This window comes from Tenacibaculum mesophilum, from assembly GCF_003867075.1.
Lineage (GTDB): Bacteria > Bacteroidota > Bacteroidia > Flavobacteriales > Flavobacteriaceae > Polaribacter > Polaribacter mesophilus.
The window spans coordinates 1127987-1141935 of the sequence record NZ_CP032544.1 but is presented as its reverse complement, the minus strand read 5'-3'; the positions used below and the strand labels follow the sequence as shown (position 1 = coordinate 1141935).

9 protein-coding genes are annotated in these 13949 nt (G+C 31.1%); 1 reads left to right on the top strand and 8 read right to left on the bottom strand.

Translation table 11 applies throughout. From position 1 onward, the window contains the following. Positions 1–109 precede the first annotated feature (109 nt). The 6 genes from D6200_RS15370 to htpG all read right to left on the bottom strand — a co-directional run bounded on the left by D6200_RS15370 (position 110) and on the right by htpG (position 7746). On the bottom strand, positions 110–1282 hold the full coding sequence (locus D6200_RS15370; RefSeq protein ID WP_206337272.1) for a nuclear transport factor 2 family protein: 1173 nt from the start codon (positions 1280–1282) through the stop codon (positions 110–112). Positions 1283–1362: 80 nt separating this feature from the next. After that, positions 1363–3177, bottom strand: a complete 1815-nt coding sequence (locus tag D6200_RS05145; RefSeq protein ID WP_073183130.1) for a DUF885 domain-containing protein — start codon at positions 3175–3177, stop codon at positions 1363–1365. Between the two features lie 292 nt (positions 3178–3469). Further along, positions 3470–3817 carry a 50S ribosomal protein L19 gene (gene rplS / locus D6200_RS05140; protein ID WP_047789705.1) on the bottom strand — a complete coding sequence of 116 codons (348 nt, stop codon included), beginning with the start codon at positions 3815–3817 and terminating at the stop codon, positions 3470–3472. Between the two features lie 122 nt (positions 3818–3939). Continuing rightward, entirely contained in the window at positions 3940–4614 is a 675-nt protein-coding gene (gene trmD / locus D6200_RS05135) for a tRNA (guanosine(37)-N1)-methyltransferase TrmD (protein WP_073183128.1), read from the bottom strand. A 32-nt stretch (positions 4615–4646) separates the two neighbouring features. After that, positions 4647–5504: an RluA family pseudouridine synthase gene (locus D6200_RS05130; RefSeq protein WP_073183126.1), complete on the bottom strand. Its 858-nt coding sequence runs from the start codon at positions 5502–5504 to the stop codon at positions 4647–4649. A 331-nt stretch (positions 5505–5835) separates the two neighbouring features. Then, positions 5836–7746, bottom strand: coding sequence for a molecular chaperone HtpG (gene htpG / locus D6200_RS05125; protein WP_073183123.1), 1911 nt, complete (start codon positions 7744–7746; stop codon positions 5836–5838). Positions 7747–7908: 162 nt separating this feature from the next. Between htpG and D6200_RS05120 the strand changes: the two genes are divergently transcribed. Further along, on the top strand, positions 7909–8919 hold the full coding sequence (locus D6200_RS05120) for a 3-oxoacyl-ACP synthase III family protein (protein WP_047789709.1): 1011 nt from the start codon (positions 7909–7911) through the stop codon (positions 8917–8919). A 58-nt stretch (positions 8920–8977) separates the two neighbouring features. On the opposite strand, the gene D6200_RS05115 is transcribed toward D6200_RS05120, so the two are convergent. Together D6200_RS05115 and D6200_RS05110 are read right to left on the bottom strand one after the other, a co-directional pair. Next, positions 8978–11347 carry an outer membrane beta-barrel family protein gene (locus tag D6200_RS05115; protein ID WP_073183121.1) on the bottom strand — a complete coding sequence of 790 codons (2370 nt, stop codon included), beginning with the start codon at positions 11345–11347 and terminating at the stop codon, positions 8978–8980. A gap of 86 nt (positions 11348–11433) precedes the next feature. Next, a complete protein-coding gene (locus tag D6200_RS05110) occupies positions 11434–13881 on the bottom strand; it encodes a TonB-dependent receptor domain-containing protein (RefSeq protein WP_073183119.1) in 2448 nt (815 codons plus the stop codon). Between the last annotated feature and the right edge of the window lie 68 nt (positions 13882–13949).

The window sequence follows — 13949 nt, the reverse complement described above, 5'->3', positions numbered from 1 at the left end:
TAAGGAATTTAGCTTACTAAATTACAAAACAAAAAAGAGAATAAATTGTATTTATTCTCTTTTTACTTATTGTGGAAGTGTATTTTGTGAAAAAGTTAGACTTATAAATTTATTTTACAAACCTAACCACAGCAATTTTACCATTAACTATTTCATAGATGGCGACAGCATGAAAGGTAGCTCCGTTTGCTGTAACTTCTTCCTCATCTATCACTACATTTCCTTTAACTATTCTACTAATAATTTTACAGTGTAAATCTTTTGTTGTTTCAAACTTAGGGGCATATCGTTTGCGCATTTCTTCAATACCTTCATATTCTAATTTATTTGGGTAACTATATACTTTTACACCTTTAGCGTAAGGTTTTAAAAATGCATCTATATCCCTTTTATTATAAGCTTCTAATTGTTCTTGTGCCAAAGCTCTGGGAGATACTTCTGCTACGATTGCTAGTTTTGTTCCTTCTGGGTTTGCCATAATTCTTGAAATATTATTGATGTTCTCATTTTCAAACTGATGAAAAACAGTTATTTCTTTGTCTGTTTTAGGGTTGTATTGAAAAATCATATTCTGATAAGCAATTAACAGTGTACCATTAGGAAGCCAACAAACATCTTTACTTTTACCTGTTGACACGATTTTTTTAGTTTCTTTAGAAAAAGGGTTTAATGACCAAACTTCCCATTTTTTACCGTTTTGTTTCATAAAACTAACTAAGTTAGAGTTTGGAATTTTATGAAATGAACGTCCTGTTTGTTTAGCTATTGAAATGTTAGTGTTCTTTTTTAAGTCACTCATATAAAGTTGAAGAGTATCATTTACAATTACGGAAGAAATTACAAGGTTTTTAGTATACCACATAGGGTATGCTACTACTAAGTCTTTAATTACTTCTTTACTTTTGCCCGTTTTAAAGTTATACTGATAAAAACGTTGTAGACCATTATTATCTAAACGTACTGTCGATACATCTTTTGACTTGGGAATTCGTTGAGGTGAATATTCACTTCCATTTGGTGTGTTATTAATAAACCTCTTAGCTTCACTATCTATAGAATATTTTACAATATCGGTTTGTCCATTTCTATTGGAAGCAAATAGGATCGTGTTTTCATCATAAAAATAAGGTTGACTATCATACCCATCATTGTTAGAAATATTTTTTCCATTGGTCACCTTCCATTGTCCATCTTCAGAATTGATGTCAAATAAATGAATTTCGGTATTTGTTTGAGCGAAAGTAAATGAGGTAATAAATAGGGAGTATAATAGCTTTTTCATAATAAATAAATTGAGGTCTAAAATACTAAAAAAGTCCGCTCTAAATAATAAGAACGGACTTTTTATGAAGATTTAGAAAGTTATTTTAGAGAAGCTATCCACTTGTCAATTTTGTTTTCTAAAAGTGCTAACGGAATACATCCAGTTTCTAAAACTTGATTGTGGAATTCTTTAATATCGAATTTATCCCCCAATTCTTTTTTAGCCTTAGCGCGTAATTCACGGATTTTTAATTGTCCGATCTTATATGACAATGCTTGTCCAGGATTCGCCATATAACGCTCAATTTCAGAAATGATACTAGCTTCACCTTCCGCTTCATTATCTAATGAATATTGAATTGCTTTTTCACGACTCCAACCTTTAGCGTGTATCCCTGTGTCAACTACTAAGCGAATAGCTCGGTGCATTTCCATACCTAACATTCCGAAGTATTGATAAGGATCTGTATATAAACCTAATTCTTTTCCTAAGTTTTCAGTATATAAAGCCCAACCTTCACCATAAGCGCTGTACCATAACGTTTTTCTAAAATCTGGTAAGTCTTCATTTTCTTGCGTTAATGAAATTTGATAATGGTGACCCGGAATAGCCTCGTGTAAAAATAAAGCTTCATCAGAAAATACATTGTATTTAGTAGCATTAGGAATTGGTGTATAGAAAACTCCAGGACGAGTTCCGTCTAACGAACCAGGGTTGTATTCAGCACTAGCAGAAGCTTCTCTGAATTTTTCAGTTTGCTTTACCACAAATGGAGTTTTTGGCTTATTACCAAATAATTTTTCTAATTGTGGCTTCATTTTTTCGTGAATCGCATTAAAGTTATCAATAATTTGTTGCGGTTCAGTATATGGCATTAACTCTTTGTTGTTACGAACAAAATCAAAGAATTCTTTTAAGTTTCCTTCAAATCCAACTTGTTCTTTTACTTTCTCCATTTCTGATAAAATTCGAGCAACTTCTTTTAGCCCTAATTCATGAATTTCATCAGCAGTCATGTTGGTAGTCGTATAATTTTTGATAGCATGTTGGTAGTATGCTGTTCCGTTAGGAATATCAGAAATACCGCTACTTTCTCTACCAGCCGCTAAATAGTCAGTCTTTAAAAACTCATACATAGCTTTGAATGACGGAATTAATTTATCATTCAATATATTGGTATACGCTTCTGTTAATCTAGTTTTATCACCCTCAGAAAAATCTGCAGGTAAAGTGTTTATTGGAGAATAGAATAAGTGCTCGGAAAAATCGATAATTCCTTCAGAAGACTTCTTTACAACAGTTAAGCTTTCGAATTGAGGAATTACTTTTTTGATTAATGATTTAGGTAAAACATATCCTTCTTTGATACCTTGTTGCATACGTTCTTTAGCCGATTGTAACCACGTGTTGTATTTGTCTAATCTGCTTAACCAATTGTCGTAATCTTCAACTTTTTTAAAAGGTTGTGCGCTACTACCACTTGCCAATTGCCCCATGGTAAGGTTAATTGTCCACATTTGGTTAATAGGCATTAATAAATCGTTTTTATAGCTAGCTTGTGCCAATGCCATATCACAATCCCAATCCAATACAGCTTTACTCATTTGTTGACTTTCGGTTAAGTCGGTATCTTTAAAATTGTTGAGTTTTGTTTTGTAATTTTTGTAAAACTCCTTGCTTTTTGTTTGATATTCGTCAGAAAGTGTGTTAGGAAATTGATCGTTAAAACGATTATCACCCGCAAAAGTTGCATTTACAGGGTTTAGCTGTAGTTTTCCTTCGTTATAGTCTTTTAATAACTGATTAAACTCCATGTTTTCTGGAGTAGGAGTGTTAACCGCTTCTTTTTTTTCTTGTTTACAAGAAGCAAAAAGTGTAGTGGCTGCTACAATGGTTAAGAGGATTTTCTTCATGGTTATGTTTTTGATTATGAACAAATATATCAAAAAGGAGGTTTAAAGATGTAAAAAAAGAGAAAGGAGGTTAAGTTTTAGAATGTTAAGTTAAATATGAAAAAATGGAGTATTTATTTTAAATAGATGGTATTTTAATAGTAGACTATAAGCTTATAAAACATAGTTGTTTACAGTATTTTTCTAGTAAATATGATAGAAAAAGAAAACCTTATTACATAATTTGTAATAAGGTTTAGTGTTTTTTAATCCTAAGTAAATACATTTAGGATTGGTAATGACAAAAGAGTTTCTAGTGTCTTCTTTCTTTAATTCTTGCTTTCTTACCAGTAAGACCTCTAAAGTAGTAAATACGAGCTCTACGTACTTTACCTCTTTTGTTTACTTCAATCTTTTGGATTGATGGTAAGTTAATAGGGAAGATACGCTCAACACCTACAGTACCAGACATTTTTCTAATAGTAAATGTTTCAGAAGCTCCACTTCCTCTTTTTTGGATAACAACTCCTCTAAAAAACTGAGTACGAGTTTTGTTTCCTTCTTTAATTTCGTAGTATACTGTAATAGTATCTCCAGCTGCGAATTCTGGTAATTCGTTTTTTGTTACAAATTCGTCTTGAACAAATTTTACTAAATCCATTTTCTTGTTATTTATGGTTGTATAAAAGCAACATTCACGATTTTCGTCAGAGGTTGATTTTGTGGCTGCAAATTTAGAATTTTTCTTTTGATAAAAAAAATAAATAAATCACTGATTATTAGTTAATCTAATAAATCTGGACGTATTTCTTTTGTTCTTTTGTAAGCTTGTTCTGAGCGCCATTCTTCAATTTTAGGAAAATTACCTGATAGTAATACCTCAGGAACCTTCATTCCTTCATATTCTGAAGGTCTTGTATATACAGGAGGTGATAGTAAGTTATCTTGAAAACTATCGGTTAAAGCAGAAGTTTCATCACCCAAAACCCCAGGAATTAAACGAATGACAGCATCGCATAAAACAGCTGCAGCCAATTCTCCTCCAGTTAACACATAGTCACCAATAGAAATTTCTTTGGTTACATATTTATCACGTACACGTTGATCTACGCCCTTGTAATGTCCCGTTAAAATAATTATATTTTCTTTTAAAGAAAGGGTATTTGCTGTAGCTTGATTTAGAGTTTTAGCGTCTGGAGTCATATATATGATTTCATCGTACGTTCTTTCAGATTGTAGCTTTTCAATACATTTAGCTATGGGTTCAATCATTAAAACCATTCCAGCTCCTCCACCAAATTGGTAGTCGTCTATTTGACGATAATTACCAAAACCATATTCTCGTAGGTTATGAAAATGAACTTCAGCGAGTCCTTTATCAATAGCCCTTTTCATCATTGAGTTTTCAAACGGGCTTTTTATTAAGTCGGGTTCTACCGTAATAATGTCTATTCGCATGCAGCAAAGATATATGTTTTAAAGGAGATTTTTTATGGGAATATTTTTTTGAATTTCTTTGGAAGTTCTTTTGTGATGTTGATTGTTTCTTTAGTAAAAGGGTGTGTGAATTCGAGTGTTGAAGCATGAAGAAATAGCCCCTTTCCTTTTAATATTTTATTTTCTATAAAGTATTCTTTATCACCTAAAATCGGATTGCCAATAGCGAAAAGATGCTTGCGTAGTTGATGCTTTCTTCCTGTTTTAGGGTGTAATTTAACCAAGTTCAAGAAATCAAATCTAGGTGACTCAGCAGTTTCAATAACTTCAAACGAAGTAGAAGCTTTTTTATTATCAATAGGAAAGTTAATTTCACCTTTCCTCTCTATTTTACCAATGCAGATTGCGTGATATATTTTCTGAATCTCCTTTTTTTGGAATAGTTGGTTCAAAACAATAATACTTTCAGTTGTTTTTCCAATGAGTAACAATCCACTTGTAGGATAATCTAATCGGTGAACAGGTCGAGGGCGAGTAGTATCAAAGAGAGTACTTTTTTGTAAGTTTTGTGTAAGAGCGTTATCAATTGTGGCAAAAGAATTTCCACTAACTAAAACTCCTGAGGGTTTATAAATAATAGCTAAATAATTATCTTCAAAGAGGACTTCTAAGGGAAAATTAAAATGTTTTTTTTGTAAGTTTTCTTTAGGAAGAAGTAATTCAATAGTTTCTCCTCCTTTAATATATAAGGCTGTTGAGGCAGTTTTACCGTTAACTTTTACTAATCCTTTTTTAATAGCTTTTTTTATACCAGATTTTGTAGGAATCGTTTTAAAAACTCCAACAGCGTATTCTTGTAATCGAGTAGGAGTTATTATTTTTTTTACGTTATGATTTTCAGAAACATTCAAGAGTTAATACTTATTTTGTATGCCATTATATAAAGTAAAAGATTTTATTTAAGTACTCAAACAATTTAACATATATCGTCTTGAAAAAAATAGTTATACACTTAAAATAAAGTATAATTAAAGTTTTTCATCAGACTTTGAAAATATTATTACTAATAGTAGAAGTTACCTTAACTAATCAATTAATATAATATTCAGATAGGTGTAATGTTACAGTAAAATTATAAGAAACTATTAAAATACAATAACACAAAAAGAAAACTTCATTACAAACCATGAGTTTGTAATGAAGTTTAGCGTTGTTTAAGACTAATTATATAACTCTTAACGACTATTTAATTAGTTCATATGAACGTTTGATAAAATTTGTTAACTCTTCACCATGTAATAGGTTTTGAGCTAATTTAGCTAAATCAAATGCTTGTGTAACTAATTGTTTTTGCTTGTCTTCATCAGCATTTAATATTTCTGATACTAACTCGTGATTCGTATTTACTACTAAGTTATACATTTCTGGCATGTTACCCATTCCCATCATTCCACCACCAGTAGCACTCATTTCTTTCATACGACGCATGAATTCTGGTACTGTAATTATGAAAGGAGAAGCACTAGAATCCATAGCTTCTAATTGTACTGTATAACTTGTATTATTTACAGCTCCTTCAATAACAGGTTTTAATTGCTCTTTTTCTTCGTCAGAAAGTTTAGAAATTACTGTATCGTCTTTCTTAATTAAGTTGTCAATATGGTCAGCATCTACACGTTTGAATTGTACTTTAGCATCGCCAGACTCCATTTCTAATTTTTGCATTAAATGCGAAACGATAGGAGAGTCTAACAACAATACTTCATAGCCTTTGGCTTTAGCGTCTTCAATATAACTGTGTTGCGCATCTTTATTGGCGGCATATAAAACGATGTGATTTCCATCTTTGTCAGTTTGAGCATCTTTAGTTTTTTCAACTAACTCATCAAACGTGAAAAATTTATTATCAACAGTAGGGTATAAGGCAAACTTCTTTGCTTTGCTGAAGAACTTTTCTTCTGATAACATTCCGTACTCGATGATAACCTTGATATCGTTCCATTTTTGTTCAAAGTCTTCACGGTTATTTTTGAATAAAGAAGAAAGTTTATCTGCTACTTTTTTAGTGATGTATCCAGAAATCTTTTTAACAGCTCCGTCTGCTTGTAAGTATGAACGAGAAACGTTTAATGGGATGTCTGGAGAATCAATTACTCCTTTTAACATTTGTAAGAAGTCAGGAACGATTCCTTCTACGTTATCTGTTACAAAAACTTGGTTTTGGTATAATTGAATTTTATCCTTTTGCATATCCAAGTTCTGCGTTAACTTAGGGAAATATAAGATTCCTGTTAAGTTAAATGGATAGTCTACATTTAAGTGAATATGGAATAAAGACTCCTCAAATTGCATTGGATACAATTCACGGTAGAAGTTTTTATAATCTTCATCTTCTAAATCTGCTGGTTTTTTAGTCCATGCAGGTTCAGTATTATTGATGATATCATCAACTTCAATTTGTTTGTGAGGCTCAGTTACTTCTTTACCGTCTTCGTCTTTAGTGGTTTTTGGAGTAAAATCTGGATCATTTATCTTCTTAGTTCCAAATTTAATTGGCACTTGATTAAAACGGTTGTATTTAGTTAATAACCCACGAATTTTACCTTCTTCTAAAAACTCTGTAGAATCCTCAGCAATATGTAATACGATTTCTGTACCTCTGTCAGACTTATCGTGTTTCACTAAAGTATATTCAGGTGAACCATCACATGTCCAGTGAGCAGCTGGCTCGTCTTTGAATGATTTTGTGAAAATTTCTACTTTATCAGCTACCATAAAAGCAGAATAGAAACCTAATCCGAAGTGACCAATAACACCTGTTTCGTTTTTATCGTCTTTGTATTTTTCTAAGAACTCTTCTGCACCAGAAAAAGCGATTTGGTTGATGTATTTTTCAACCTCATCCATTGTCATACCAATTCCTTGGTCTTTAATGGTTAGGGTTTTCGCATCTTTATCGATACTTATTTCAATTTTAGCATCGCCTAATTCTGTCTTAGCTTCACCAATTGAAATAAGATGTTTTAATTTAGTTGTAGCATCAGTTCCGTTAGAAATTAACTCACGTAAAAAGATTTCGTGGTCAGAATACAAGAATTTTTTAATCAGTGGAAATATATTTTCAACCGATACATTAATGTTTCCTTTACTCATAAGTATATATTTTAATTGATATTATTTTCTGCAGAATAAATAGTCAAAAAAAATACCAAATAAGAATTAATGACAAGATGGCACTTTTTGTACGAATTATATAAAATTCATACTTTTACAGGCTTTTAATTTGTTAACTACAGAATAATCAACATAAAAAATATGTATAACTCAAAAATTACAGGATTAGGTTATTATGTTCCTGAGAACGTAGTGACTAACGATGACTTGACTCAGTTTATGGAGACGAGTGATGAATGGATTCAGGAGAGAACTGGTATAAAAGAGCGTCGTTGGATAGACCCAAAAACTTCTGATGATTCTACATCAGTAATGGGAGCAAAAGCCGCTAAAATAGCTATTGAGCGTGCGGGATTAACTAAAGATGATATTGATTTTATTATTTTTGCTACGTTGAGTCCTGAATTATATTTTCCAGGAGGTGGAGTACAAATTCAAGATTTATTAGATATGCCTACAATTGGTGCGTTAGATGTACGTAACCAATGTTCTGGTTTTATTTATTCACTTTCTGTTGCTGATCAATTTATCAAAACAGGAATGTATAAAAATGTTTTAGTAATTGGTTCTGAAAATCATTCAGGTGGTTTAGAACGTTCTACACGTGGTCGTGGAGTTACTGTAATTTTTGGAGATGGAGCAGGAGCAGCTGTTTTATCACGTTCGGAAGAGGAAGGAAAAGGGATTTTATCTTCTCACTTACATTCTGAAGGAAAGTTTGCGAAAGAATTAATGCTAGAAGGGCCTTCAACAGGACGTTGGGTTCCTGAAATCATAGAGGCCAATGACCCAGATGATACTTCGTATTATCCATATATGAACGGTCAGTTTGTATTTAAGCATGCAGTCGTTCGTTTTTCAGAAGCTATTATGGAAGGATTACAAGCAAACGGACTGCAAAAGGAAGATATTGATATGTTAATTCCTCATCAAGCGAATTTACGTATTGCACAATTTATTCAAAAGAAGTTCCAGTTATCTGATGACAAGGTGTATAATAATATTATGAAGTATGGTAATACTACTGCTGCTTCGGTTATTATAGCATTGACAGAAGCTTGGGAAAAAGGAAAAATAAATGATGGTGATTTGGTAGTGTTAGCTGCCTTTGGTAGTGGATTTACTTGGGGATCGGTAGTGATTCGTTGGTAATGTTAGACTACCTATTTATAAAATAAATAAATCCGAAGTATTAACTTCGGATTTTTTATTAAAACATACCTCCTTGTGCTTCATTATTATCTCTGTATTTTCTGCCTTTACTTTTGTTTTTTCCACTTCCAAAATTATAGGAAAATCCTAGGTAGACAGAGTTGTACTCTAGTGTATACTTTCCTTTTTGCATAAAAGGGGTGTTAGATGTATAATCAAAATTTACATTATTAAAAATGTCAGTACTTCTTAAGGTAATACTTCCTTTACCGTCAAATAGCTTTAACCTAGCTCCGGCATTAATCATAGTATATGGTTCTATAGAATACTGAATGTTTTTACTTTTACCTCTAAAAATACCTGATAACTGGAAGCTCAGTTTTTTTGAAGCTTTAAAAGAGTTGCTTATACGTCCTTTTACTAAGGTGTTTTTTACCGTTTCAAAGTTACCATTTAAAACACCTTGAGAGTCTTGAATGTACGTTTCAAAAGAAGAATTGAGTGTCCACCATTTTTTTGGCTTAAAACTAGAAGAAAGTTCAATACCATAACTATCTGCATAATCGTAATTGGTAAACGAAGTAATGACTTTGTCTGAATTTTGTTCATCTTGCTGCAATAGTCGACCAATTTTTTCATTTGTTCTTCGATAAAATGTTCCGAATGATATATAACCTTTAGTGACTGTTTTAGTATAATTAAGCTCTAGAGAGTTTGTAAATTGCGGCTGTAAATTAAGGTTTCCTCTTGATATAGTTAGAGGAGAAAACCACTCTTGAATTGGTGTTATCTGATATGCAGAAGGTCTGTCAATTCTCCTACTATAGGCAAGTTGTAACTTATCTTTTTCAGTAAAGCTGTATAGAATTGATAATGAAGGAAACCAACTAAAAATATTATTTTTTAAAGTGGTGTTTCCTTGTTCTGTATTCGAAAAAAGAGCATCTAGGTAAAATTGTTCTAATCTTAAACCTGTCTGAATTGAAATTTTTTTGAACTCCTTGTTGAAATTTATATATCCTGAATAAATATCTCTATCATAATTTAACGTTGTATTTCCTATAGGTTCAAGAGAAGCAGAATCATTTATGTTTTCTCTATCGGTAAGTATTAGATTGTAAAAATCTTGCTTTCTAAATTCAAATCCTAATTCTAGTTTTCCTGACTTTATAGGTTTTATATAATCAATGTTCAACAACCAAAGTTTACGAGTGTCTTTAATGTCATTTGTATAATTATATTCTTTTGAACTGGGATTTATAAACTCTTCGTTAGTTGTTTTTTCAGGATTTTTGGTTAGAGAGTGATTAAGTTCAATCTCTAAATTCTGTCCTTTATCATCAAAATTGTAAACATAATCAGCATTATAGGTTTCATTTTTTTGATTGTAATTAGAAAAACTTCTATTGTCAAAAGTCAAAGAATTGTTTTCGGTTACTAGTGTATTCGTTATTAAACTATTGTTATCGAAATTTTGATAAGTGTATATAGATAAAATACTTTTAGCTGTAAGATCTATATCTATTCCAAATTTGATGTTATGATTTTCAGAATTATTTAAAAAGTAAAGGTTTTGAGACAGATTACTGTCTACTCTTGTTAAGTTATTGAAAGTTTCATAATCGCCCCAACTAGTATTATAGTTTAGATAAAAATTAGTAACTCCTGCCTTGTAATTGGTGTTTAAGATTATGTCGGGTTTGGTGTTTCTACTGTGCTTAATACCTGCAATAATACTACCATTAAAACCAATTTTGGTGTTCTTTTTTAGGATTAAGTTGATAATACCACTCATACCTTCAGGAGTGTATTTTGCTGAAGGATTTGTAATTATTTCAACACTTTTTACTGAGTTGGAAGGTATTTGTTTTAATAATTGAGCTGTATTTACGTTGGAAGGTTTTCCATTCACTAAAACTCTAACATTTTCATTACCTCGTAAACTTATAGTTCCAGAAAGTTGATTAATATCTATTGAAGGAATATTTTCAAGCATTTCTAAAGAGGTAGCTCCAGCAGCTGTTAAGTCATTACCTACATTAATGACTTTTCTGTCAATTTTTTGAATAATAGTTGAAGTTTCTCCTTGTATTTCAACCTCATCTAATTGAGTAGTATTTTCTTCAAGAAAAATTGTTCCTATTTTACTATTCTTTTTTAAGTCAATTTTCTTTTCAAAAGCTCTGTAACCAATAAATTGAAAAGTTAAAAGTAAATTTTCCTTTGGAAGTTTTTCAATTTTAAAATTCCCTTTTTCATCAGAGATACTACCAGTAATTATTTTGTCAGAAGTATTTTTACAAGAAATAGTAACGAAGGGTATTGGTTGGTTATTTTTTTTATCTAAAATAGTTCCTGTAACCTGTAGGTTTTGAGCTAGGCTCAAATAAGTACTTAGGAATAAAATTAATATTAGCAATCTTTTCATATATTGAAGGGAATGAAATTCTGCTAAAAATAAAAAAAACGAAGTATTTAACTTCGTTTTTTTTAAATAATTAAAGAAATGTAATGCTACATGAAGCCTCCGCCTCCTTGCTTTTCATTATTATCACGTTGTTTTCTGGCACGAGCTTTGTTTTTTCCTCCACCAAATCTATAGTTAAATCCAATATAAGCAGTTCTACTTTCCCATTTAAAACGTCCATTTTGAACAAAAGGCCTTTCAGAATTAAACTTAAATCTCATATCGTTAAAGATATCATTTACTCTAAGGTTAATATTTCCTTTTCCTTTAAGAATACTATAATTAGCACCAATATTTACCATTTTCATAGGGTCAACATTCCATTGAATGTCTTCTCTTGGACCTCTATACATTGCAAACAATTGTAAACGTAATTTTTTAGATACTGTAAAACTATTACTTATACGAGCATTAAAAATATCTGTTTTGACTTCAATAGTTGGTGAGTTCGGGTCGCTTAAATCAGTAGTTCCAAATTGCTTTTGAGAATAATAATCCATACTAGCATTTGCTCTCCACCATTTTGCTATCTTATAACTAGCAGAAAATTCTAAACCGTAAGCGTCTGTGTCATCAAAATTAGCAAAAGTTAATATTTGCCTAGTGTTTGTTTCATCTAAAGGATCCATGTAAGTAGCTCTATTAATTACATCAGTGATGTTTCTATAAAAACTTCCTAATGTTATTGAACCACCTTTTATTTTTCTTGTATAATTAAATTCAACTGAGTTTGTAAATTGAGGAACAAGATCAGGATTACCTACAGAAGTAATTAAAGGAGTACTCCATTCTCTAATAGGGTTTACTTGCTGTATTCCTGGTCTATCAACTCTTTTACTATAGCTTAACTGAAATTGATCTGCATCATTAGGATTGTAAGTAAAAAAAGCAGAAGGGTATACGCTGAAAATATCATCAGTAACTTTATCTTTCTTTACATCACCATTTTCATCTAGTCCTGTAAAGTTTCCTTCAATTTTATATTGCTCAAAACGGGCACCTAATTGCATAGATAATTTTCCAAACTTATGACCATAGTTTATATAAGCAGAATAAATATCTCTGTCATAAGTAAAATAAGAATCTCCTACATCTCTATATGTTTTATTTCCATTAATATCTTCTAATACAATTTGTTGTTTTGTTAGGTTTACATTGTCGGTATTATTTACTCGATACTCTAAACCTAACTCAAGTTTACCATTTTTAGAGATAGGGTTTGTATAATCTAAATTTAATAATGTACTTTTTCTATCATTATTAATATCATTGAAATAATCAGGTTGAGTACCTTCTAAGAAGTAATTATTTAAGTAGTTTGGAGCATTGTTTTTAGAATAGTTAGCTTCAAACTCTATGTTATGTCCTTCTTTTTCAAAATCATGTTTATAATTTACATTATAGGTTTGATTATGACTTTCATTGTTTTGAGTATTAGGTGAATGTTCAATTAAATTACCATTATTATCTGTAATTATAGCACGTCCTTTAGCAAAAACATTAAACCAGTTTTGAGTTGTGTAAAGCGAAAGAGTGTTTTTATCATCTAAATAAATGTCTGCTCCAATTTTAAATAAATGTGATTCATCATCATTCTGAAAAATAAAGTCTTGATAATTTTCTCCAGGTCTACTAATGTATCCAAAATTGTAATTATCACCACCTCTAAAGCCATAGTTACCAAAAAAGTTCACTTTTCCTGTTTTGTAATTCATGTTTGTAGAAGCATTGTAACGAACATAATGACCAGCTTCAACTCCAGTATTTATAGAACCATTAAAGCCCATATTGGCATTTTTATTAAGAATTATGTTAATAATACCACTCATTCCTTCAGGGTTGTATTTAGCAGAAGGATTGGTAATTAACTCAACACTTTTAATAGATGATGAAGGTATTTGTTTTAATAACTCAGAAGCAGGAATGTTGGTAGGTTTACCATCAACTAATACACGTACATTTTCGTTACCACGCAAACTAATGTTACCTGATTGGCTATCAACACTTACAGATTGTACGTTATTTAATAAATCAGAAGCAGTAGCTCCTGCTGAGGTCAAATCTTTACCAACGTTAATAACTTTTCTGTCTACTTTTTGAGTTACTGAAGAAGTTTCTGCTCTAATTTCTACTTCATCTAAAGTAGTGCTATCTTCCTCTAGAGGAATAGTGCCCAAATTAACATTGCTTGATTTACGACTTACAGAAATAGGTTTAGAGAATGTTCTATACCCTATAAACTGAACTTCAACAATACTATTTCCTTCAGGTATATTTTTTATAGAGAATAAGCCATTGTCATCAGTAATTCCACCAGTAATAATTTTTTTGGCAATATCTTTGATTATAATATTTACATAGGGAAGAGGTTGCTTGGTTGCTTGATCGACTACTTTACCAGAAATTACTCCTGGTTTGGGTAGGCTACTTTTAGGCATTTGTGCATAAATACTTGTAGTAAATACAGCTAAAAGTATTAGTAATATGTTTTTCATTTTTGTTGTTTTTGAATTGTTTTGATGCTTAATAGACTCTTTATTACCTAACTTTGTTACTTAACTTA